Origin of the sequence: Thermaerobacillus caldiproteolyticus, from assembly GCF_015326725.1 — a bacterium.
Lineage (GTDB): Bacteria > Bacillota > Bacilli > Bacillales > Anoxybacillaceae > Thermaerobacillus > Thermaerobacillus caldiproteolyticus.
In genome coordinates this window covers 2,819,221-2,842,017 of sequence record NZ_CP064060.1, presented here as the reverse complement: position 1 = coordinate 2,842,017, position 22,797 = coordinate 2,819,221, and the positions used below count along the sequence as shown (strand labels likewise).

The 22,797-nt window shown below is 39.3% G+C and carries 21 protein-coding genes; 17 read left to right on the top strand and 4 right to left on the bottom strand.

The genetic code is table 11. The features are described from left to right. Positions 1-37: 37 nt before the first annotated feature. Entirely contained in the window at positions 38-1,255 is a 1,218-nt protein-coding gene (locus tag ISX45_RS14340; protein WP_194519287.1) for an efflux RND transporter periplasmic adaptor subunit, read from the bottom strand. Positions 1,256-1,294: 39 nt separating this feature from the next. Beyond that, on the bottom strand, positions 1,295-1,951 hold the full coding sequence (locus tag ISX45_RS14335) for a YIP1 family protein (protein ID WP_194519286.1): 657 nt from the start codon (positions 1,949-1,951) through the stop codon (positions 1,295-1,297). A gap of 286 nt (positions 1,952-2,237) precedes the next feature. Here ISX45_RS14335 and ISX45_RS14330 point away from each other — a divergent pair, with 286 nt between their 5' ends. The 8 genes from ISX45_RS14330 (at position 2,238) to ISX45_RS14295 (ending at position 12,548) form a co-directional block, all read left to right on the top strand. After that, positions 2,238-4,553 carry a S8 family peptidase gene (locus ISX45_RS14330; RefSeq protein WP_194519285.1) on the top strand — a complete coding sequence of 772 codons (2,316 nt, stop codon included), beginning with the start codon at positions 2,238-2,240 and terminating at the stop codon, positions 4,551-4,553. 195 nt (positions 4,554-4,748) lie between these two features. Further along, the gene (locus ISX45_RS14325; RefSeq protein ID WP_194519284.1) at positions 4,749-6,263 is read left to right on the top strand and encodes an N-acetylmuramoyl-L-alanine amidase; all 1,515 of its coding nucleotides are present in this window, start codon (positions 4,749-4,751) and stop codon (positions 6,261-6,263) included. Between the two features lie 176 nt (positions 6,264-6,439). Then, positions 6,440-7,594, top strand: a complete 1,155-nt coding sequence (locus ISX45_RS14320) for a polysaccharide pyruvyl transferase family protein (RefSeq protein ID WP_194519283.1) — start codon at positions 6,440-6,442, stop codon at positions 7,592-7,594. After that, on the top strand, positions 7,584-8,696 hold the full coding sequence (locus tag ISX45_RS14315) for a glycosyltransferase (RefSeq protein WP_228485558.1): 1,113 nt from the start codon (positions 7,584-7,586) through the stop codon (positions 8,694-8,696). Before ISX45_RS14320 ends, ISX45_RS14315 begins: the two co-directional genes overlap by 11 nt. Then, a complete protein-coding gene (pssD, locus tag ISX45_RS14310; RefSeq protein ID WP_181555489.1) occupies positions 8,689-9,177 on the top strand; it encodes a PssD/Cps14F family polysaccharide biosynthesis glycosyltransferase in 489 nt (162 codons plus the stop codon). Before ISX45_RS14315 ends, pssD begins: the two co-directional genes overlap by 8 nt. After that, entirely contained in the window at positions 9,174-9,656 is a 483-nt protein-coding gene (gene pssE, locus ISX45_RS14305; protein WP_181555490.1) for a PssE/Cps14G family polysaccharide biosynthesis glycosyltransferase, read from the top strand. Before pssD ends, pssE begins: the two co-directional genes overlap by 4 nt. A 63-nt stretch (positions 9,657-9,719) precedes the next feature. Beyond that, the gene (murJ, locus tag ISX45_RS14300) at positions 9,720-11,225 is read left to right on the top strand and encodes a murein biosynthesis integral membrane protein MurJ (protein WP_194519282.1); all 1,506 of its coding nucleotides are present in this window, start codon (positions 9,720-9,722) and stop codon (positions 11,223-11,225) included. Between the two features lie 255 nt (positions 11,226-11,480). Continuing rightward, positions 11,481-12,548 (top strand): glycosyltransferase family 4 protein, encoded by a 1,068-nt coding sequence (locus ISX45_RS14295; RefSeq protein WP_194519281.1) that lies wholly within the window; start codon positions 11,481-11,483, stop codon positions 12,546-12,548. A gap of 87 nt (positions 12,549-12,635) precedes the next feature. On the opposite strand, the gene ISX45_RS14290 is transcribed toward ISX45_RS14295, so the two are convergent. Together ISX45_RS14290 and ISX45_RS14285 are read right to left on the bottom strand one after the other, a co-directional pair. Beyond that, a complete protein-coding gene (locus tag ISX45_RS14290; RefSeq protein ID WP_181555493.1) occupies positions 12,636-13,670 on the bottom strand; it encodes an LCP family protein in 1,035 nt (344 codons plus the stop codon). A 34-nt stretch (positions 13,671-13,704) separates the two neighbouring features. Then, positions 13,705-14,340, bottom strand: a complete 636-nt coding sequence (locus ISX45_RS14285; protein WP_181555494.1) for a YigZ family protein — start codon at positions 14,338-14,340, stop codon at positions 13,705-13,707. Positions 14,341-14,639: 299 nt separating this feature from the next. Between ISX45_RS14285 and ISX45_RS14280 the strand changes: the two genes are divergently transcribed. The 9 genes from ISX45_RS14280 (at position 14,640) to ISX45_RS14240 (ending at position 22,792) form a co-directional block, all read left to right on the top strand. After that, positions 14,640-15,785 (top strand): sensor histidine kinase, encoded by a 1,146-nt coding sequence (locus ISX45_RS14280; protein ID WP_181555495.1) that lies wholly within the window; start codon positions 14,640-14,642, stop codon positions 15,783-15,785. 34 nt (positions 15,786-15,819) lie between these two features. After that, positions 15,820-16,497: a response regulator gene (locus ISX45_RS14275; RefSeq protein ID WP_181555496.1), complete on the top strand. Its 678-nt coding sequence runs from the start codon at positions 15,820-15,822 to the stop codon at positions 16,495-16,497. Positions 16,498-16,603: 106 nt separating this feature from the next. Beyond that, positions 16,604-17,446 carry a DegV family protein gene (locus ISX45_RS14270; RefSeq protein WP_194520711.1) on the top strand — a complete coding sequence of 281 codons (843 nt, stop codon included), beginning with the start codon at positions 16,604-16,606 and terminating at the stop codon, positions 17,444-17,446. A gap of 88 nt (positions 17,447-17,534) precedes the next feature. Next, positions 17,535-19,034 carry an ATP-dependent helicase ComFA gene (locus tag ISX45_RS14265; protein ID WP_194519280.1) on the top strand — a complete coding sequence of 500 codons (1,500 nt, stop codon included), beginning with the start codon at positions 17,535-17,537 and terminating at the stop codon, positions 19,032-19,034. Then, positions 19,031-19,741, top strand: coding sequence for a ComFC family protein (locus tag ISX45_RS14260; protein WP_194519279.1), 711 nt, complete (start codon positions 19,031-19,033; stop codon positions 19,739-19,741). The genes ISX45_RS14265 and ISX45_RS14260 overlap by 4 nt, the downstream gene beginning before the upstream one ends. A gap of 81 nt (positions 19,742-19,822) precedes the next feature. Then, on the top strand, positions 19,823-21,619 hold the full coding sequence (locus tag ISX45_RS14255) for a hypothetical protein (protein WP_194519278.1): 1,797 nt from the start codon (positions 19,823-19,825) through the stop codon (positions 21,617-21,619). After that, positions 21,616-21,873: a flagellar biosynthesis protein FlhB gene (locus tag ISX45_RS14250; RefSeq protein ID WP_194519277.1), complete on the top strand. Its 258-nt coding sequence runs from the start codon at positions 21,616-21,618 to the stop codon at positions 21,871-21,873. The genes ISX45_RS14255 and ISX45_RS14250 overlap by 4 nt, the downstream gene beginning before the upstream one ends. A gap of 11 nt (positions 21,874-21,884) precedes the next feature. Next, entirely contained in the window at positions 21,885-22,322 is a 438-nt protein-coding gene (locus ISX45_RS14245; protein WP_194519276.1) for a YaaR family protein, read from the top strand. Between the two features lie 56 nt (positions 22,323-22,378). Beyond that, on the top strand, positions 22,379-22,792 hold the full coding sequence (locus ISX45_RS14240) for a TIGR03826 family flagellar region protein (RefSeq protein WP_194519275.1): 414 nt from the start codon (positions 22,379-22,381) through the stop codon (positions 22,790-22,792). Positions 22,793-22,797: the final 5 nt, after the last annotated feature.

Below are 22,797 nucleotides of genomic sequence, written 5' to 3'. Positions count from 1 at the left end.
CAAGCGGCATCGGACAAGAACTACAAGGGCAAGCATATCACTTTTCCGCTATTTTTTCTACTGCTGGATGAACATTGGTCCTAAAAAAGCCCGCTATGATGAGTGATAATATCTCTTTTTTCGACAAATAACGCAAATCGGCTCGTTGTATTTTTTTCAGTTCTAAAGGTTTGGCAACAAGCATATTTTCCTTTATCGATGAAGGAGGATTACTAATCACCCAGTCGTGGTCATGCAATCCAGTGATGACTTCTTGTTGTAATCCGTTGGAAAGACCAAGCTCTACTTCGCGTTTTTTTACTTTGCCTTTGGAAATCGTATACACGATCGGCTTCTTCTCTTTCTGAACAATCGATTTTTTCGGAATGGATAATGCGTTTTTGCTTTCTTTTAAAATGACAGAAAGAGATACATGTGAACCGTAAGGAAGTGACTGTTCATCATTTTCTAGACGCACATAAAACGGATAGCGACTTTCTTTACTATCAAGGGATGGCGCATGAATAGGTATTTTGCCAATTTCTATAACATTACCCATATATTTGTGGTCATGCTGTCCAAATGGAGATATTTTTACTTGTTGTCCTTCTTTTATTTTTGTCAAATCCATTTCAGACAGTGTACCTTCAATGAGATAAGGAGGGCTGATGATAGAAATAAAAGGATGCTGCCCTTTAAGTTCCACTTTCTCTACAATGCCGGTAATAGGACTTTTTATTAATTGTTTTTCCTTTTGTTTTTCTAAATAGACTTTTTGATTGGATACATTATTGATTTTCGTTTCTATGGCCCTTTTTTCTGACTGTAGCTGTTGCAATATCATCGTGTTAATTCCTTCTTGCTGTTCGGCCATTTGATTGTCTGTTTCAACATGTTGGATAGATTGTTCAATGTCTTCCAGTTGTTGTTGGAGGTAGGTCATCTCATGTTCAAGTTGTTCTATTTGTTCGTTGATTTGATTGCTCTTCTGTACAAGCAACGGAGTTCCTGCTTGTACCTCTTGACCGCTCCTTACAAGGATTTTGTCAATCGTTTCAAGATCAGAAGGGATGAATACTTTTTCGATATATGGAGTTGTGACGACTCCTTTAGTAGGAAAAAATAATTGAAAATTACTCTTTTTTGCTGGCACAATCGAGCGCGTAATCATCGTTCGATGTGATGGTTCTTCTTTTGTATATAAAAGGTATGTATTTATGCTGATCAATGCGATACAAATCGCTATGACGCTGTACAGAATCCATTTTTTATACATGAGACATCCTCCTTTGTTTGTCAGAGAGCGTTGATTTCTTCACTGCTGGATCATAAAGAAAATGAGCGAAGAAATAAGATTGATGAATAAATGAACCGCTAGCACGATCACTGAAACGATTCGTGACGATAGGGAGGAACAAATCCGCAACGCAATGATTTGAATGACCGCACTCCAAGCAAAAAAGATCGTAATTGAATTCATAAAATGGATGAAGAAAGGATGATTAGAAGCAAGTTGGGCGATTACTCCAAGTCCGAATGGAGAAGAATAGGCATTGGCACCAGTAAGCAAACGAAATATAAGGAATAACACTTTTTCTATGATATCCAAAAACATGACATAGAGTTCAATAGTAATAATTTTATAAAACTCTACTTTTCCCCTTAATACGAGCCAGATCAGTAACGAAGCGATGTACATGGACAGCATAGGTGCAGCTATTCCATTTCCGATAGAGCCTATAGCGAAAATGAGCTTCATCGTTTCGATACGATCATCAGATACTTTCCCAATCAAGGTTGTAAACATTTCAGTATCTAGTCCCATGTATATACCAAATCCAGAAAGGAAGGCGCTAAAAACAGCAAGAATGATCACTCGTCCAAAAAATCCAGTTACATCTTCAGACTCATGTAATTGAGTAAAGGTTGTATATGGTTGACGTATCCCATGCCATAGTCGTACTTGAAACATGTCCGGCTCCTCCATTAGTTAAATTTTGTATGTACGCACTTATAACATTTTAACGTAATAGTTTACAATTTTAAACAGGCATTTCGACAATAGATTGATACATGTTAAAAATTACTTGTGTTACGATGAGATGGTTGTTTGTTAAAATAGAAAAGAACCAACCGAGGTTCGACAATGATTGTTATTAGCTGCCTCTCTTATGAGAAGGCAGCTCTTTTTTATCAATAGATTAGCAACTTTTGATATACTGAGTTTAAAAGCGGTAAAAGAAAAGAGGGAAAAAACAATGAAACGATTGCAACCTATTGTTTTCGTTTTACTAGCTAGTTTTTTTCTTTTTCATCCAAACGATGCGCATGGGCAATCCCTTTCTGAATGGTTAATTTATTTCGATGACGAAGCGGACTATTCACAGTTTATCAAACATTACACCGGAAGAGTGGAGGATCAAGAAAGAGTGGAAGACCAGGCAGACGGCTGGGTTGTAAAAGCTCTTTTTAGTAAAGATGAAATTGAAACCATTAAACAGTCATCTATCGTATCGAGAGTGGAGCCGAATTATAAAAAAAGACTAGCTTCCTTTATTCGTTTTAATGACCCTCTTTTTTCGCAACAATGGGGAATTCAAAAAGTTGATGTAGCTTCAATAATGGATCAATTTCACGACCAAAACCTCCTATATGGAAAGCAGATCGCCATTAATCATGAAACATTGACATATGAAGGACAACCTTTACATGCCTCTAACGTTTTCATTTTATCAGAAGATGGCATGAAACTGTCTCGATTATCGGTTGAATTGGACCATGCTGAAGGAGCATGGACATTAGACATAGTAGATGAACAAGGAGAGAGGATAGCTGCGAACACAGGATATTTGCCAAAATTAGATGTGCTGATTCCCAAAAATAAGGTATACAAAAAACTGCAAGTTGTTATTAAAGCAGACGGATGGACACAAATTCCTGTGATTAAGAACATAACAGCTGTAAACCATGTATTAGTTGCAGTAGTTGATACGGGAGCCTCCTTACATAAGGATTTTTGTGGGAATGTTCTCCATAGTTTAGGCAAAGATTATGTAGATGGGGAAGGGATCGCTATTGATGAAAATGGGCACGGAACTCATGTGACGGGCATTATTTCCGCTTGTCCGAACAATGGCGAAGGAATCGCAGGAGTAACCGGATTTGCCCCTGTTGATGTCATTCCTCTTAAAGTACTCGACGGTCAAGGCACTGGCAGCGATTTTGAAATTGCACAGGCAGTAAATGATGGGGTAACGTTTGGAGCGGATGTCATTAATTTGAGCTTAGCAGGAAAAGGAAAAACACTCGTTTTAGAGAGTGCTATTCAAAACGCCCTTCATCATCATGTCGCAGTAGTTGCTGCCGCAGGCAATTGGGGCACATTGTTAAAGGATGTCTATCCTGCTTCATATCCGGGAGTCATTACTGTTGCTGCCATCAATGAAAATAATGAAATGATGCCTTATTCTGACTATGGATGGAAAATTGATTTAAGTGCTCCTGGAGCGAATATTATGAGTACGTACTTGAACGACAGCTATCAGTCTTTGAGCGGTACTTCAATGGCAACACCATTTGTGACAAGTGCTGTTGCTCTTTTGAAAGCAGCTCATCCTGAACTAGATGTCATTCAAATTCGAAAACGATTGTTTCAGTCAGCATTAGATATTCGAGAAAAAGGGTATGATATATATTCTGGTCACGGTGTTGTTCAAATTGCTAAGGCTCTTCAATTACCTTTCAGTGAAGCTATTGATTGGCTGACCATTAAAGACAATCAACCGGTTGATACATCTCAACCGCAGCTGCTCGGTGTATCAAATGGGTTAATTGGAAAAGACATATACATTTTCATCGAGGATCAGTTTATTTTGAAAAGAAAAATAGACAGTGATTGGTTGTCCATTGCATTATCTACGATTTCATCGGTGAGAAATGAGAAGAAGTTGACAGTAGTTTGTGCAGACGAAACAGGGAAAATTGTCGCGGCGGATGAACGATGGATGAATCCCCCATCGACCTCACCTGCTTCTTTCTCCGATGTTACGACAGCGTTTTGGGCATATCGGGAAATTCAGCAGGCATACAGTCAAAAATTGATTAACGGATTTGCTGATAACACATTTCGCCCCAATCAATATTTAACGCGCCGGCACGCGGTAATGATGATGAACCGATTGTTTCATTGGCCGCTTCAACAAATCCGTTCTCCGTTTACCGATACTCCTTTGACATTAGGGGGAGCTTTGCCGATCTATTCAGCGTACGATCAACAAATCATTAAAGGTTATAACAACGGTAAATTTTATCCGGAGAACTTTGTGACCCGCGCCCAAATGGCGGTGATGTTAGCAAGAGCTTTAAAACTTAGCGAGAATTCTTTTAGCGGAACACCTTATTCGTTTAAAGATCTCTCGGATTCTGACCACTTTGCCTATTATGCCGTTCAGCAGCTTGCTAGTAAGGGCATTATTACAAAACAGGAATATTTTCGTCCAAATGAATTTCTTACCCGTGCGCAGTTTGCAGCAATGATGGTGAGAACATATGAGTACATTTCTAAAAACTCTTAAGGGCTGTCCTAAGTCACTAGGATAGCCTTTTTATATTGTATTTTTCGACACGATAATGCTCAATGGTTCAATAATTGTCGAATAAGGGTTGCGATTTTGTAGATAGTTTCATAGAATGAAATAGTGGATTGTGGAAAAATGTAGTTAAATGTCTGAATTTTGGATGTAACGAAATATAGAAGGGAGAGGGTCTTGTTGCGACTGTTATGTTCATTTCTTGTTGTTTTAACTCTTCTTTTTCCATCTTCTCTTGCTGCTTACGCGGAAGAAAAACAATCTTTATCGTCCTCTGATGAAGGTTTGTTAGAAATTCGAGATTTTAACCAATCACCACCTTTTGCGGATGGATCAACCTCTACCACTTTTACCATTTCCTCATCTAATGGAACGATTTTTTCTGATGTGCCTACTGATCATTGGGCGAAAAGTGAAATCGAATTTTTATATCAACGTTCCATTATTCAAGGATATACAGTAAACAACGGTCTACAGTTTCGCCCAAATGCGCGTGTTACACGGGCTCAAGCGGCAAAAATGTTGATGAAAGCATTAGGAGAGAAAGAGCAGCCGATATCCCGTGCACGATTTAAAGATATTCCTTCTGATCATTGGGCGGCGGGATGGATTGAGCGCGCTGTCGAAAAGGGAATATTTCAAGGATACGAAGACGGCACTTTCCGTCCAGATGATCCATTAAAGCGTTCACAGATGAGCAAAGTTATTGCGATTGCATTTCAATTGCCTGCTCCTCCTTCAACAGCAAGCAAGGTTGCATTTACTGATGTTAGTTCGAACTACTGGGCTTATCCATATATTTCTAAGTTATATTATCATGGGATTTCGAATGGAAATCAAAACAAATTTATGCCTGAATCATATATATCAAGAGATCAATTTTCTGCGTTTTTAGCGAGGGCAATGAATGAAGATTTCCGTCTTCCTGTTAATAGTTCAGTTATCGCTACAGGGAAGGTCACTGCTCAATCGTTAAATGTTCGTTCAGCGGGAAATGCCAATGCTTCGATTGTTGGGAAACTCAATTACGGGACAGTTGTGAATGTATATGAAATCAACGGATACTGGGCAAAAATCTCGTATGGGAAAATCAACGGGTACGTACATAAGTCATATCTTAAATTAAAGAATGTTAACGGAAATCCGTTGCAGGGCCGCATTATTACTGTCGATGCAGGCCACGGCGGAACAGATTCTGGTGCTATCGGTAACGGAGCGTATGAGAAAAACATTGTCTTATCTGTTGCGAAGAAATTGCAGCAAAAATTAGAAAAAGCAGGCGCCAAAGTTATTATGACGCGGGCCAATGATACATATAAAACCTTGGAGGAACGAGTACAGATTGCTAAGAACAATTATGCAGAACTATTTGTTAGCATTCATGTGAACTCAGCTAGCGCATCGGCTAATGGTTCGGAAACGTACTACGATACATCGACGAATCCAAATGGATATGAGAGTTATTTATTAGCAAAAGAAATTCAACAGCAATTAGTAAAAAATGCCAATATGTTAGATCGCGGTGTTAAAGATAATAACTTTTATGTCATTCGCTATAATACCGTACCTAGTGTTCTTGTGGAACTTGGGTTTATTACTAACAAAAGCGACGTTCAAAAGTTAACTTCTGATGAATATCAAAATATTTTTGCTGAATCGATTTATAACGGTATTGTGCAATATTACAATAAGTAAGGAAAATGAAGGGCGCCCTAGCAAAAGGGCAAATATCCCTTCATTTTTCATTATGTAAAAAAATTGCTATAATGTAATGGATAAAAGTGCTTTTACCTTGAGAGAAACAATAGTATAATGTAAAAGTTGAGGAAAGCAACATTTTTCGACAACCATTTATAAAAAGGTGTTTCTTTATGAAGATAGGCATTATTGGGAATTATGGTCATAATAACAACGGAGATGAAGCAATTTTAACAGGGATTTTAAAACAGTTAATAGAGGATCTTTCTATACCTAAGGAAGATATTGTGATTTTTAGCAATAATCCTGAAAATACAGAGCAAAGATATGGGGTTCAGGCTGTTCCTCTTTTTTATAGAAAAAAACGTCTCCTTTTTTCTATTATTAAGACATTAAAAGAGAGTTATTTTATGCTCAGAAAACTAGATGTATTGCTTATCGGTGGCGGTGGGCTGCTTATGGATTTATATAAGCGGGATGCCCCTTTGTATGCTACCCTTGGTCTTTTAGGGCATTACGCCGGGTGTAAAGTAATCATTTATGGAGTAGGAGCAGGACCGATCCAGACAAGAACAGGAGCCTTTTTTATTAAGCAATTATTAAAAAAGGCTCATCATATTTCGGTAAGGGATGAAAGCTCTAAACAATTGCTTCAGTCGCTCGGTATAAAAAAGGACATCGACGTTATCGGAGATCCAGCATTATTTTTAACGGTTCCGAGCGGAAAAACGCATTCCGATTCAATTCGAAAAGTAGCGGTAACCGCTGTGCCTTATTACAGCGCTAAATATTGGCCTACATCGAATGAACAAAAATATTCACAGTACATTTCAGGAATGGCAAAAAATTTAGATCAGCTCATTCAGGAAAAAGGAGTCAGCATTACCTTTTTTTCTACGAAATATCCTCAAGATGTACAGGTTACAAAAGACATTGCCTCTTTGATGGTGCATAAGGATTGCGTAACCATCATTGACAAGAATTTATATCCCGATGAAATCATTTCCCTTTGTGCATCTCATGATCTTGTTATTGGGACAAGGTTGCACTCATTAATATTAGGGATTGTTGCCAAGACTCCGGTGATTGGCATTGGCTATCATCCGAAAGTGAGTCATTTTTTATCAACCATTGATCAACTTCATCGCTACATCGACATTGAACAGCTTGCGAGAAATGAACACGCAGTTGTACACATCGTTGAGGAAATGCTGGCGCATTGGCCAGAAGTTCAAAAAGATATGGAACATGTGGCAGAGCGCATGAATCAAGAAGCTAAAAAGGGAATTGAACTGTTAAGCATAATAGGTGAGAGAAATGTCCGCTAAAAAAGTGTTAGTATTAAGTAACATGTATCCGACGGAAAAAGCAAAATCGTTTGGCATTTTTGTAAAAAACCAAGTAGAAGCTCTTCGGGAACGGGGGCTAGAGGTTGATGTCATTGCTGTAACGAATCCAAGTATGGACAAGCTGAATGTAATTATGAAATATTTACATTGGCTATTAAAGACGCTTGTTCATTTACTAGTGAAAGGTCGAAAGTATGATGTCGTACACGCCCATTATGTTTTCCCGACAGGAATGTTAGGGCTTTTATATAAAAAGCTTTGGAATGTGAGACTCATCGTGACAGCGCATGGAGGAGATATTGACCGCATGGCCAACAAGAGCAGACGCATTCGCCAATGGACAAAAACAATTCTGCACGAGGCGGATCATGTCATTGCGGTGGGGCAAAAGCTTTATGAACAAATTCATGAAGATTTTGATGTTCCAAAGGAAAATATTTCAGTCATTAATATGGGAGTGAACCGAAATATTTTCCGACCAATTGAAAAAGCATTAGCAAGAAAACAGTGCGGAATCAATGAGCAAATGATTCCTATTTTATATGTCGGGAATGTCATTAGACAAAAAGGATTAATAGAGCTTATCGAGGCGTTTTCTAAACTGAAAAAAGAAAATCCAAATGTGTGTCTCTATATAATTGGGGCAAAGAAAGATACTTCTTTTTATCATGAGCTATTACAGAAAATAGAAGAGAACAATGTACAAGATGTTTTTATATATGATGCGATGAACCAATCAGAAGTGGCTGTGTGGATGTCCGCTGCTGAAGTATTTGTTTTACCGTCCCATCTTGAAGGATTTGGCCTTGTTGCTTTAGAAGCGATGTCTTGCCACACGCCTGTCGTAGGTAGTGATGTTGGGGGATTATCGTATTTATTGAGAGACGGCGCAGGAATATTAATTGAGCCTCATAATGTACAATCGTTGTATGAGGGAATCAAGAGAGTTATAAATGATGCTGAGGTTGGAAAACAATTAATACAAAAAGGTGAGATTCGGGCACAAGAAAACGATCAGCAATACTTGATTGAGAAAGTGGTGCAGCTCTATTCACCTCCGGAGGGGATGAACTATGCGTAGTAAAAGAAAGAAAAACAAAAAAAAAGTGCTATTTATTGCCTCTCTAGGAGGGCATTTGACCCAATTATTACAGCTAAAGCCGCTCTTTTTAGAATATGACTATCATATTGTGACAGAAAGATCAATTATTACAAAAGAGTTAAGCAAGCAATACAAAATGTCATTTCTTATGTATGGAGCACGAAATTATCCCTTTCGATATATTTTTAAGTTTTCTTATAATGTCATCATGTCCTTTTATTACTTTCTGCGTGAAAGACCAGATGTCATTGTGACAACAGGTGCCCATACAGCTGTGCCGATGTGTTATATTGCGAAATTATTCCGAAAAAAAGTCGTTTTTATTGAAAGTTTTGCAAAGACGACAACCCCAACAATTTCTGGAAAATTAGTCTATCCGATTGCTGATTTATTTATTGTTCAATGGGAATCGATGAAAAAGCATTATCCAAAAGCTGTTTATGGAGGTTCGATCTATTGATTTTAGTTGTTTTAGGAACTCATGAGCTACCTTTTACGAGATTGTTGAAAGAAGTGGAAAGACAGATTATCAATGGTAATATTCAAGACGAAGTGATTGTTCAACAAGGACATACTCGTTACCAATCACCGTATATGAAAATGATTACATTTACAAGCTATGAAGAGATGGAAAGGTTATACCGTGAAGCGGCGTTCATTATTACGCATGGAGGAACGGGTTCCATTACAACTGGGGTAAAAATGGGAAAGAAAATGATTGCTGCTCCTCGTCTTACTAAATACGGTGAACATAATGATGACCATCAATTAGAAATTGTGCAGCAATTTGAAAAAACAGGGCATATTTTAGCTTGGTATGATGGAGAAGATTTTGGGAATATATTAAAAAAAATTGATCATTTTGAGCCGGTGCCGTTTGTAAGTGGCAAAAATAAAATCATCTCCATTCTTCGTACGTTTATTAATGAACATGTGTAACAGAACGATAGGATAGGATGTCACCAGCGTTGGCATGAAACTAGTGATATAGCAGGTGGGGCCATGAACAAGAAGCGTCTTTTTCAAGTAATTGGCGTTGTAACCATTATTAATATATTGTCTCGATTGTTAGGATTTATTCGGGAAGCGGTAGTTGGTTATCAGTTTGGAACTTCTTCATTAGCTGACAGTGTGATTTTGGCTTATACGATTCCAAACTTTTTATATTTAGTATTAGGCGGGGCTGTTACCACTGCCTATATTAGTGTCTATAGCAAGATAAACGATGAGATTCATAAACAGAGATTCCACAATACTGTGTTTACATATTTGTTAATTTTCACCTCGTTATTAACAATGTTATTAATGATTTTTTCTAAACAAGTAGTGGGTTTATTTTTTTATGGACTAAAGGGTTCACAGTTAGCCACAACATCACAGTTATTTTCCCTTATGGCCCCCTCTATTATTTTGTTGATTTTTTCCACATGGTTTTCTGGCATTCTAAATGTACAGAACCAGTTTTATAGCGCTGCCCTTGCAACACTAGCCAATAACGGTTTTTTTGTTCTTATTGCCATTATTTTATACCCTTTGTGTGGAGTTTATGCTTATGGTTGGGGCGCTATCATTAGTTCAATAATCATGATAGTTGTCTTGATCGTTTATTTGCGAAAGGCAGGACATGTTCGCTTTCGTTTTCAACTTGGTGTGCTTGAAAAGGAATATGTTCTTCGAATGTTAAAAATTGCTTTACCCGTTTTATTAGGTGGAGCTACATTACAATTTTATTTTTTTGTTCAGCGTATTTTTGCTTCTCAGCTTGAAAATGGATACGTTGCAGCGTTAAACTATGCTTCCAAATTTGTTCAATTGCCGCAGACTATTTTAATGACCGGTGTGACAACGGTAATTTATCCTTTGTTAGCGAAAAAAACAGCAGAAAAGGATTATGATGGGATTTCGCAAATCTTTTTTAAAGGCTTGCAGTCTTTAATCGTTCTTATTGTACCTGTTTCTATTTTTGTTTATTTCTATGCTGAAGAAATCGTGAAAGTTATATTTGAATACGGCTCATTCACTTCTCAATCTACTAAAATGACAGCGATGATGCTAAAAATATTTGTCATCGGGATGTTTGCGCATGCGGCGAATCTTTTTGTTACACGGTTTTTTTATGCGATGGAAAAATCTCTAACTCCAGTTGTGACAGGCATTGTAGCTGTTTTTGGGGTGAATATTTGTATTATTAAGTTATTTATTCAGAAATATGGAGCTGCTGCGATTGCGTGGGGGATAACTATTAGTGCATTGTTTCAGTTTGTTGCCTTAGTGGGGATTGGTTTATGCTGTTTGCACTTAAGAATGGAGAAAAAAGGAGTATGGCTAAGGCTAATTGGATACATTGCCAGCGTAACAGCGGTTGTCTCTTTGATACGTGTATATTTTCATTTCGGTTATGATATTGTTAATTTAGCGGTTGGCTTTTTATTGTTTCTTATATCTTCATTTTCTCTTCTTATATTGTTTCGTTTATTTCATTATAAAAGGTTGCCTTTTCCCCAATAGGCAACCTTGTTTGGTATGAAAAAATCAAAAATGTACATAATGGGCAGCCTTAATTCGAATCATTATATATGAGATTGATAGGTTTTGAGAAAAATTCGCTATTTATGTGATAGAGTTAATATGTTATAATCGACGCTGTGGGCTTTAACAATGTTTCCCTAAAAAGGACGGAAAAGAATTTTTAAAATTGGAAATAACAGCTGTGATTTAGATATCTGACGAGTGGTTATCCTAGAACTTAAGGGAGGGGTTCCCATGCTATATTTATGTGCTACTTTGTTCATATGTTTTGCTTTATCGGTTCTTTTTACTCCTTTTGTAAAAAAATTAGCTTTTGCTGTAGGGGCAACAGATAAGCCTAATCAACGAAAAGTACATCAGAAAATTATGCCACGTTTAGGTGGATTAGCGATATACGCCAGTTTTATTATTGGTTATTTGATTTTGCGGCCTTGGAACGAAGATTCACTGTATATTTTGCTCGGCAGTGCTATCATTGTTGTAGTGGGGATATTAGACGATATTTATGAGCTGCCAGCAAAAATAAAATTTTTAGGTCAGCTGGTTGCCGCTTTTATTGTTGTTGTCATTGCAGGAGTTCAGGTTACCTTTATTAATTTGCCGTTCGGAGGCCAACTGCACTTTGGGATATTAAGTATCCCTATCTCCATTATTTGGATTGTAGGGATTACGAATGCAATTAATTTAATTGATGGGTTAGATGGTTTAGCAGCAGGAGTGTCTGCCATTGCACTTATTACTATTTCCGGAATGGCTTTAATTATGGGTGATTGGTTTGTTTCTTCAATGGGATTTATTATTTTAGGCAGCACATTAGGATTTTTATTATATAATTTCCATCCTGCTAAAATTTTTATGGGCGATACAGGTGCTTTATTTTTGGGATATATGATTTCTGTGCTGGCACTTTTAGGGTTTAAAAACGTTACATTCATTTCGTTTGTTGTTCCTGTATTGATTTTAGGTGTGCCGATTTCCGACACATTCTTTGCCATCATTCGGCGTATCGTGAAAAAGCAGCCTTTGTCGGCTCCTGACAAGTCGCATTTACACCATTGTTTGCTCCGATTGGGATATAGCCATCGGCAAACCGTGCTCATTATATATGGAATGAGTGCTCTATTTGGATTAGTAGCAATTATCTTATCTCAAGCTGCTGTATGGGTATCCATGATTATCTTGGCTATGGTGATTCTTGCTCTGGAATTAATTGCTGAGAAAATCGGATTGGTTGATACGAACTATCGTCCGATTTTAAAAATTGTTCGTGTTATTCGTTACGCCAATGGAAAACAAAACTAAAGGGAAAAGGTCATCTTGGCGCAACCCAAGATGACCTTTTGTATTTTCTCCTTTATCTTCGAAGTTCATACAGGTATATAAAGAGAGTTATTCTTCTTCGTTATTGATATTAGCACTACTTTCTTCATCTGTATTTGTACCGCTATCGCTCGAATCGGAGGACGATTGCAAATGATGTTGTAACTCTTGAGATACTTCCTGCACAGACTGTTCATCTAACATGTAGTAATATACTCCATCATTTTGATCCGTTCCCTTGAGTTGAAGTGATTTAATGTTTAGCTTTGTACCAGCTGTAACATAACGGATCAGCGATTTTATTTCATCAAATGTTAAGTTTGTTTTCATATTATTTCCAATTGCTTCTAATACATCATCGTATTTTGTAATGGAACCAACATTACTTGCCTTTTTAAGGATGGCTTTTAAAATTTCTTGTTGACGTTTACCGCGTTCGATATCATTGTCTTTTTTTCGCGTTCTTGCGAGTGCAAGAGCTTCTTCACCATTCAACGTTTGAAGACCTTTTTTCAAAACGATAGCATTATGATGGTCTTCAGAATCTTTTTCCTTAAGATCATAAGGAACTTCTACTTCAATACCGCCTAATGCATCGACGATATCCATAAATGCATAGAAATTCATTTTGACGTAGTAATCAACTTTTATGTTGAACAGATGTTCAACGGCTTCAACAGTACCTTTTACGCCTCCGTAAGCATGGGCGTGCGTAATTTTATCATACTTTCCTTCGCATGGAATATATACATAGGAATCGCGCGGGATGCTTACCATTTTTACTGATTTGTTTTTTGCATTAAATGTAGCAAGAAGTAGCGCATCTGATCGGGTATCGCCTTTAAAATTTCGCGAATGACTGTCATCTATCCCGATGAACAAAATCGAGAAATTGTCCATTTTTGGGTCTGGTCGTTTCGCTTTGGTATCTCTAAATTCCTCATAAGATTTATTAATTACTGACTCGGCTTTATGCATTAAAAACGAGGCATAACCGAAAGAGCCGAGCAACAATAATAAAAGTGGAACAAAAATCCAAAATAATATGCGTCTTCTCTTTTTTTTCTTTTTCTGCTTTTTACGATATTTTCTTTCATTTACCATAATTAGCTCTCCTCTATTTTAAGTTATTGAGAAATTAGGTGATGTCTATCTCTAAATACACCGTCTCTCCTTCGCTCATCTCTGCCCTTCCATTTGTTAGTTCAGTCATCCAGTCGATGAATGTCGATTTGTCTGTTTCTTCGACAAAAACTTCGATTTCGACATTTTCGAGATAGTGGATTGTTTTGATCGTGTAAATGGATGAGCGCAGTTCGTTTTCGACTTTGCCAAGCCAAGTGTAGTCGATTTGGACATGCATGATGCGCATGAGACGGCGTTCCACGATGCCTGCTGCCTTCAATCCTTCTGATACAGATTTGCCGTAGGCACGGACAAGACCACCTGCTCCGAGTTTAATACCGCCGAAATAGCGAGTGACGACAACGACGGTATCTTTTAAGCCTTTTTTCTTCAATACTTCGAGCATCGGAACACCAGCTGTGCCACTTGGTTCTCCATCGTCATTCGCTTTTTGAATTTGGTCGTGTTCGCCGATGATATAAGCGGAACAGTTATGCGTAGCATCCCAATGCTTTTTTTTTATATGCTGAATAAATTGTATTGCTTCTTCTTCTGTTGTGGCGCGATTGACATAACAAATAAAGCGAGATTTTTCGATAACCATTTCATTTTCTCCATATCCCTTCACGGTATAATATTTTTGTAGCAAAATAAAAACACCTCGCTATAACATGGAAATGCTGTGACTGCAGCGAAACATCTCTTTGACCCAAAATAGGAAATTAACAAATTTTTTACTGTCAGCTCCTAAAAACATGTTATACTAATAAGTGTAAAGTAAGTACACCGTTCAGGAATGGGTAGGCGAAAGAAACAATCGCAGCTTTTTCTATTATAAATCGACAACTTTTTTCCTTCAAATAAAAATTGATACGTAAAATTAGGAAAGGAAAAATCAGAAAAATTTATCTGTTTGTACGAACGGTCAAATCAGTATGGAGGATTTGTATGTCTTCTCATAAAAAGCTGGATGCCAAACAATTAGATAAAATTGTCGAAAAAATGATTGACACTGTTCAGCATAGCAAAGACGAAATTTTTCAAATTGGCGAGCAATCGCGTCAAGAACATGAGCGATTGATGAATGAATTAACGGAAACGAAAACATTAGTTAATCAAATTATTCATGAAGCGGATAAATTAGAGATACATGCTCGGCTTGCTCGCCAGATATTATCCGATGTAAATCGCAATTTCACGCGTTATTCAGAGAAAGAAATTCGTGAAACATATGAAAAAGCACATGAATTGCATATGAAATTGGCGATGATCCGTGAGCAGGAGAGACAGTTGCGGATCCGTCGCGATGAATTAGAACGTCGCTTGGCTGGACTCAAAGAAACAATCGAGCGGGCGGAACATTTAGTTGGTCAAATTACCGTTGTACTGAACTATTTGAATAGCGATTTTCGTCAAGTTGGAGAGTTCATTGAGGGAGCAAAGCAAAAGCAAGAGTTTGGCTTAAAAATTATTGAAGCGCAGGAAGAGGAGCGGAAGCGATTGTCTCGTGAAATTCACGACGGTCCTGCTCAAATGCTTGCCCATGTGATGATGCGATCAGATTTAATCGAACGCATTTTGCGGGAACGTGGTACCGAACAAGCTATTCAAGAAATCCGTGATTTCAAAAAAATGGTTCGTTCGGCTCTTTACGAAGTACGCCGAATTATTTACGATTTAAGACCAATGGCTCTTGACGATTTAGGTTTAATTCCTACCCTTCGAAAATACTTGCAGACAGTCGAAGAATATAATAAGGAGACAAAAATTTCGTTTATACATATAGGACAAGAAATGCGATTGCCTGACCGATTTGAGGTGGCTGTGTTTCGCCTTGTTCAAGAATCGGTACAAAACGCATTAAAGCATGCAGATGCAACCGAAATTCAAGTGAAAATCGAAATGAGAGATAACCAGCTCTTTTTAATGATTAAAGATAACGGTAAAGGATTTGATATAACTGTAAAGAAGGAAAATGCCTTTGGACTCATCGGAATGAAAGAGCGCGTCGAATTGTTGGAAGGAAAGATGAAAATTCAATCGCAAATTGGCATTGGTACGACAGTGTTTATTCATATACCGTTCAAGGTGTAGGGCAACGAGAAAAAAGAAAGGGAGGAGCTATGGAGTGAAAACACGTATCATTATTATTGATGACCACCAGCTATTTCGTGAAGGAGTGAAACGAATTTTACAGTTTGAGGAAGGATTTGAAGTTGTTGCAGAAGGAACAGATGGAAATGAAGTGCTGGAGCTGGTAGAAAAGCATCGTCCTGATATTGTCATCATGGATATTAATATGCCTCATATGAATGGGGTAGAGGCTACTAAACAGATAATTGAATCGTATCCTGAGACAAAAGTCGTTGTCCTTTCGATTCATGATGATGAAAATTATGTTATGCGCGCTTTACAGACAGGAGCGTCAGGGTATTTGCTTAAAGAAATGGATGCAGATACGTTAATTGAGGCGATCAAAGTGGTTGCAGAAGGCGGTTCATACTTACATCCGAAGGTGACTCATAATTTGATTAAAGAATACCGCCGTTTAGCAGCGGGAAGAAGCAAAAGAGAGGAAACGAAACGCGAAGTTCGCTTGCCTCTCCATTTATTAACGCGGCGTGAGTGTGAAGTGTTGCAATTGCTGGCGGATGGAAAAAGTAACCGCGGCATTGGAGAGGCACTGTTTATTAGTGAAAAGACGGTAAAAAATCATGTAAGTAATATATTACAAAAGTTAAATGTGAGTGACCGTACGCAGGCGGTTGTTGTTGCAATTAAAAATGGATGGGTAGAAGTGCGTTAAAAATGATGAAGGTTGTCGAATGATTCGACAACCTTTTATAATGCAATTGGTTTCATTTTTCGCTAAAATAAGTCGTAAAGACTATGGACGAGGAAGGTATCTAATGATGAAAATAGCGGTTGTCACAGATAGTACAGCATATCTCCCGAAAGATGTTCGGGAAGCATTAAGCATCTATATGATTCCGTTAAGCGTAACGTTCGGCAATGAAACATATCGGGAAGAAATCGATATAAGTGCGGAGCAATTTTTTGAAGAAGTGAAACAACATAAACATCTACCGACAACATCCCAACCATCGATAGGGGCGTTTGTAGAACTATTTGAATCGCTTGCGAAAGAGTATGATGCTGTTATTAGTATTCATCTTTCTAGTGGAATTAGCGGTACATATCAAGGTGCGGTAACCGCTGGGAGCATGGTCAGCGGCATTCAAGTGTATCCGTATGACTCAGAAATTAGTTGTATGGCGCAGGGATTTTACGCCATCGAAGCAGCAAAGATGGCAAAGGAAGGAAAGAGACCAGAAGAAATTCTTGCCCGCCTTGACGAAATGAAAACATCGCTACGCGCCTATTTTATGGTTGATGATTTAACGCACTTGCAGCGCGGTGGCCGGTTAAGCGGGGCGCAAGCGTTCATCGGCAGCCTTCTTCAAGTCAAACCGCTTCTTCATTTTGAAAATAAGGTCATCGTTCCGTTTGAAAAAATTCGTACGCGCAAAAAAGCTATTAAGCGTATTGAAGAATTATTTGCCGAAGACGCAAAGACAGGTGTTCCGCTCAAAGCAGCGATTATTCATGCGAACCGGCCAGAGGAAGCGGAACAGTGGAAACAAGAGCTTAGTAGCCTGTATCCTCACGTGGATATGATGATTAGCTATTTCGGGCCGGTTATTGGCACTCATTTAGGAGAAGGTGCGTTAGGACTGACATGGTATAAGCTGTAAGCAGCATTGTGTTGCATCGTGCCTTTCTGAAAAATAGTATGTGCCGCAGGAAATGATCGCGGCGCATACGATACAAAGGAGGAATTTGATGCGTTTTATCGAAGTAGAAGGAAAGCTCATTCCTGAATCGTTGGCGAAAGAATATGGTGGAGAGGCTAAGCCGATTAGCCGCATTGATCACATTGTCCCCCTTCCCCTAAATCCTCAATTTTCTGTCTCAACAAAGCTTCTTTCCTTCCTTGAAGGAAGGCACCTGCTTCTTGATGAACTTCCGTTTCCTCTCGATGTGATTCAAACGCATTATGAACATGGATATATATCGTATGAAAAAGGGATCGTTCAAACGGAACAAGGCTGGCGTTGCAGGCGATGCGGCAATGAAAACACGCATTTATTTGCTTCATTTTTCTGTGCGCGCTGTGAAACGATCTGTACGTACTGCCGTCGATGTATCATGATGGGACGTGTGAGCGAATGCACTCCGCTTCTCGTCTCTCATTTTTACTCTGAGCCCGCTATGTATGAGAAGCCGCTAGCGTGGAATGGAGAGCTTTCTCTAGGACAACAGCAAGCAGCCGAAGCGGTTGTTGCTGCTGTAGAGAAAAACCTGGAACTGCTCATTTGGGCAGTATGCGGTGCTGGAAAGACGGAGGTGTTATTTTCCGGTATCAGTCGGGCGCTCGAACTTGGAAAGCGCGTATGTATCGCAACGCCTCGCACCGATGTTGTATTAGAGCTCGCCCCTCGTCTAAAACAAGCTTTTCCAGCTGTTCCCGTCATCGCGTTATATGGCGGAAGCGACGAGCGCGGTACGTTATCTCCGCTTGCCGTTGCGACGACGCACCAATTGTTGCGATTTTACCAGGCGTTTGATGTGATGGTCATTGATGAAGTCGATGCCTTTCCGTATTCTGTTGAGCCGATGTTGCAGTATGCCGTAGAGAAAGCGAGAAAAGAAACATCTGCTCTCATCTATGTCACAGCAACTCCTCATAAAGCGTGGCAGCAAGAAATTAAGCTCGGAAAGCGACAAGCTGTCACGATTCCCGCACGTTATCACGGATTTCCTCTTCCTGTTCCTTCGTTTGAATGGTGCGGCAATTGGCGAAAAGCAGTAAAACGTGGGCTGTTTCCCCGCAATGTGTCCGCGTGGATCGAACGAAGACTCCAAGAAGGAAAGCAAGCGTTTTTATTCGTTCCCCATGTTGAGCTGTTAGAACGTGTGGTTGCCATTTTAAAACAACTTGATAATCGGATTGAAGGCGTTCATGCAGAAGACCGAGAGCGGAAAGAAAAAGTCCACGCGTTTCGGAAAGGAAACATTCCAATTCTTGTGACAACGACGATTTTAGAGAGAGGGGTAACGGTTCCCAATATTGATGTCGCTGTGCTTGGAGCCGAAGACGATATTTTTACGGAAGGGGCGCTCGTCCAAATTGCCGGGCGGGTTGGGCGCAGCGCACAATATCCAAGCGGAGATATTCGTTTTTTTCACTACGGAAAAACAAAGGAGATGTTGAAAGCAAAGCGGCAAATTATACGCATGAACAAAGAAGCTGAGGAAAGGGGGATGTTGAAGCGGGGATGAGACCATATTGTCTCCTCTGTCATCATCGCTACCAACCGCGTGTTAGCTGGAGCGATTTGCTTACGTTAAAGAAGGGGGATTGTCTTTGTGCAACATGCCGAAGGTCGTTTTCGCTTATTGATAGTGACATATGCAGCGACTGTGGCAGACCGCTAGATCATTTAGATCATTCCTATCGCTATGGTGACGTATGTAACGATTGTTTACGTTGGCAAAATGATAATGAGTGGAAGGGGGTGCTGGCCAAAAACCGTTCTGTCTATGTGTATGATGATGTTATGAAAGAGGTTATCTCCCGTTGGAAATTCCGCGGCGATTACGCGATCATCGAAGCGTTTCGCCACGATGTGTGCCGCGTGTTTTCTCATCATTTCTCCTCGGAGTCCGTCCTTGTCCCGATTCCGTTAAGCCGCGAACGTCTATATGAACGAGGTTTTAATCAAGCAAAAGCCCTGGCCGAGTTGTTGTCTCTCCCTATTCTTGATATTTTAGAACGTGATCACTTAGAAAAACAATCAAAAAAATCACGCCATGAACGGTTGCAAATGGAAAACGTCTTTCGTTTGCGAACGTCTCTCCCTTTAGAAAAACCGCTTGTCATCATTGATGACATTTACACAACGGGTGCGACCGTCAGACATGCCGCCAAACGGTTGCGTCAAGCCGGAGCAACAGACGTCTCCTCCTTCACCCTCGCCCGCGCGTAGCTGGTCATATTTCGTCGTAAACATCTGAGATCGGCATGCCGATATTAAAAGTAAGGAAATATGGAACGGAGAGTGATAGTGGTGGAGGTTAGGAACGATTGGGCAGCCAATCTATCCATGCACCCTTCTAGTTCATGGAAAGAAGGAGATACGTTTTTTGCTATAGTGAAAGAAAAATTAAATGATCATGAAGCGATTGTAACGATAAAAGGGCAAGATCTGCATGTCAGCTTTCGAGGAGACATACCGGATCAAGAGAAAGTTGTGATACAAATTACAGGAACCAATCAACATCTTCTCGAAGTACAAGTTGTGCCGCAAAAGCCTGAGGTAATGGCCGGAACTGGTGAAAAAGAGTTAGCAAAAATTGAACAAATATTGTCGGCACAAGGGGATCGTCTTACTAGCCAAGAGAAAGCCGTATTAAAATACTTTTTAGAAAAAGCAAAAGGAACGTTTAACGAAAAACTAGAAACGATACAAGCTCTTGTGAATAAAAAGCTTCCCATTACTGATATACACTTACAATCCATTCATGAAGTGCTGCATGGTGAACCGCTCGGAGAGACGTTAACACAATTGATTGAAGTGATGGATGAGGTGTTTGATAGCGAAAGAGAGAAGACGAACGATCGACGCCAAGAAAATAAGCAACGCGTACATGACGAGTCTGCTTCTTTTTCTCAGGAGATGAATACGGAAGATTCGGCTACGCAGCCAGCTGCATGGCTATACGAAAATGAGGATTGGTATAACAGCCTTCCGATGCAAACGAAAGATATCATCGTTCGAACGGTGACAGACAAGCTGTCTCAAGTAACGGTGGAGTTTAAAAAATTGCAGACGGAATTACAGAGAAAATTAGATAATATTACATTTTTAGTAACGAATAGTCCGCAGGCGCGCCAGCAAGGAAAGTCTTTTATTGAAGCGGCGATTCACACATTAGATCGCGCGATTTTACAAGGGGAATTTATGCTGTTTACAGATATGGCGACAGAAAAACAATTGCTTCAAGCAAGTTCAAAGTTGGCGGAGGCAAAGCAGCTGCTAGAGAATGGAAAGCAAAGTGATGCGCTCAACATTGTCAAGAACGTCAAAGCTTTCATCGAAACGTTGCGCTTTCAACCATCGGACATAAAAGTCAAACATTTTATTTCGGAATGGAATGTAAATCAACAGGGGGAAATGCCTAAAGTGCAACTTGCTTCACAAATATCGCGTTCTCTCCCGTTTTCTAACGGCGAAGAAGTTTCAGCGAGAAATACGTTTGAACAATTGCGCCAAATGGGTTTCCACCATGAAAAGGATGTTGCACAGGGAATATTCTCAAAAAAGTTACCTTTTGAAACAGACAATATAAAATCGTTATTCATGCGGTTCATGCAAGAAGGCCCTGAAAACATCGCCCGACAAGCTGAACAGGCGGTCAACAATATAACAGGACAGCAGCTGTTAAGTAAATTTGAACCAACAAGTCATACACAGACAATGTTTTACCAATTGCCGTTACTCATGCAAGATCAAATCGAAACGGTAAACGTGTATTTAAATTCCCGTAATGACAATGGGAAGCTGGATTGGCAAAACTGTAGTTTGTACTTTTTGCTCGAAACAAAAACATACGGAAAAATTGGCATATTACTTCAAGCGGTAGAGCGAAATTTAACGGTTACGATTAAAGGAGACCATCCACAATTGTCAGACGCATTAAAGCCATTAACCGAGGTGACAAAAGAAAACTTAGAGGCAATCGGTTATCATGTAAAAGGAATCGTATTTGCGAAAATGACCGAACAGCAGGAGCCAAAGAAAGAGATGGAAATCGTGCAACAAAAAGATATCCATAGCGGGAAAGGGTACGATGTGACAATATGAAAAGCAGCTATCAACATTATCTGTCCGCATTAGCAAGTTATGAAGAAGGAGCCAATCGGTTGTCAGAAACGTCTCAGCGGAACACAAATATGGCGACAGAAATCATTCAAAAAGGACAACAGCAAAACATTCCTATCCAACCTCATACATCCCTTGTTGAGCACTTAGCTGATCCGGAAAACCGTGTCCCTTCCCAACTTTATGCCGTAATCGGAGAAATTGTACGGTTGATTAAGAATATTGAACAAAAATAGGGGCGATTGATATGGAAATCGAGAAAATAGCAAAAGCAAATATATTTAAAGTCAGCAGGAAAGACACAAAAGCTTCACCGTCTGTTTCATTCACCGAGGTAATGGCAAAGCGAAGCGAAGAACTTGCGCTTGAACGTTTCCAGCAGCTTGTCCAGCAAATCGAAGATCAAGGAAAAGTTTTGGCGGAATCTCGTTCTGTTGAAGATTTGCGTAAGTATAAAAAGCTTGTCAAAACGCTGCTTGATGATGCGGTGAAAAACGGTTTGCAGTTATCGGAGCAGCACGGCTTTAACTGGAGCGGACGTTCACGATTATACAAAATTGTGAAAGAAGTAGATCAAAAACTAATCGATCTCACTAATGCCGTGTTGCAAAAAGAAAAGCAAAGCATTGACTTGTTAAGCACCATTGGAGAAATTCAAGGGCTGATTATTAATATTTATACGTAACATATGCCTTTTGTCGTATAATAAAAGGAAAGACAAATGACAGGGAGAGGACATTGATGAACTTAGAAAATTGCCCAAATTGCGGGAGTCTGTTTGTCAAAAGTCAATTTCGTGATATTTGTGAAAGCTGCTATAAAGAAGAAGAAAAAGAGTTTGAAAAAGTCTACCAATTTTTGCGAAAACGGGAAAACCGCATGGCAACAATGACGCAAGTCGTCAACGGAACGGGTGTGAAAGAATCCCTCCTGATTAAATTTATTAGAAATGGACGCTTAAAGCTTGCTCAATTCCCGAACTTAGGGTATCCTTGCGACCGCTGCGGCAAGATAATCAGAGAGGGGAAACTGTGCGCTAATTGTTTAAAAGACTTGAATCAACAAATAGAAAAACTGCAAAAAGAAGAAATGAAGAAAAAACGTCAAGCAAGCACGGTTTATTATGTAAAAAAAGAAGAAAAGGATAGTCTTTGATTTTT

Bases quoted from the DNA above. Each gene is read 5' to 3' on its own strand.
- ISX45_RS14340 (WP_194519287.1), bottom strand. From the start codon at position 1,255: ATGTATAAAAAATGGATTCTGTACAGCGTCATAGCGATTTGTATCGCA.
- ISX45_RS14335 (WP_194519286.1), bottom strand. From the start codon at position 1,951: ATGTTTCAAGTACGACTATGGCATGGGATACGTCAACCATATACAACC.
- ISX45_RS14330 (WP_194519285.1), top strand. From the start codon at position 2,238: ATGAAACGATTGCAACCTATTGTTTTCGTTTTACTAGCTAGTTTTTTT.
- ISX45_RS14320 (WP_194519283.1), top strand. From the start codon at position 6,440: ATGAAGATAGGCATTATTGGGAATTATGGTCATAATAACAACGGAGAT.
- ISX45_RS14315 (WP_228485558.1), top strand. From the start codon at position 7,584: ATGTCCGCTAAAAAAGTGTTAGTATTAAGTAACATGTATCCGACGGAA.
- pssD (WP_181555489.1), top strand. From the start codon at position 8,689: ATGCGTAGTAAAAGAAAGAAAAACAAAAAAAAAGTGCTATTTATTGCC.
- murJ (WP_194519282.1), top strand. From the start codon at position 9,720: ATGAACAAGAAGCGTCTTTTTCAAGTAATTGGCGTTGTAACCATTATT.
- ISX45_RS14295 (WP_194519281.1), top strand. From the start codon at position 11,481: ATGCTATATTTATGTGCTACTTTGTTCATATGTTTTGCTTTATCGGTT.
- ISX45_RS14290 (WP_181555493.1), bottom strand. From the start codon at position 13,670: ATGGTAAATGAAAGAAAATATCGTAAAAAGCAGAAAAAGAAAAAAAAG.
- ISX45_RS14280 (WP_181555495.1), top strand. From the start codon at position 14,640: ATGTCTTCTCATAAAAAGCTGGATGCCAAACAATTAGATAAAATTGTC.
- ISX45_RS14270 (WP_194520711.1), top strand. From the start codon at position 16,604: ATGAAAATAGCGGTTGTCACAGATAGTACAGCATATCTCCCGAAAGAT.
- ISX45_RS14265 (WP_194519280.1), top strand. From the start codon at position 17,535: ATGCGTTTTATCGAAGTAGAAGGAAAGCTCATTCCTGAATCGTTGGCG.
- ISX45_RS14260 (WP_194519279.1), top strand. From the start codon at position 19,031: ATGAGACCATATTGTCTCCTCTGTCATCATCGCTACCAACCGCGTGTT.
- ISX45_RS14250 (WP_194519277.1), top strand. From the start codon at position 21,616: ATGAAAAGCAGCTATCAACATTATCTGTCCGCATTAGCAAGTTATGAA.
- ISX45_RS14245 (WP_194519276.1), top strand. From the start codon at position 21,885: ATGGAAATCGAGAAAATAGCAAAAGCAAATATATTTAAAGTCAGCAGG.
- ISX45_RS14240 (WP_194519275.1), top strand. From the start codon at position 22,379: ATGAACTTAGAAAATTGCCCAAATTGCGGGAGTCTGTTTGTCAAAAGT.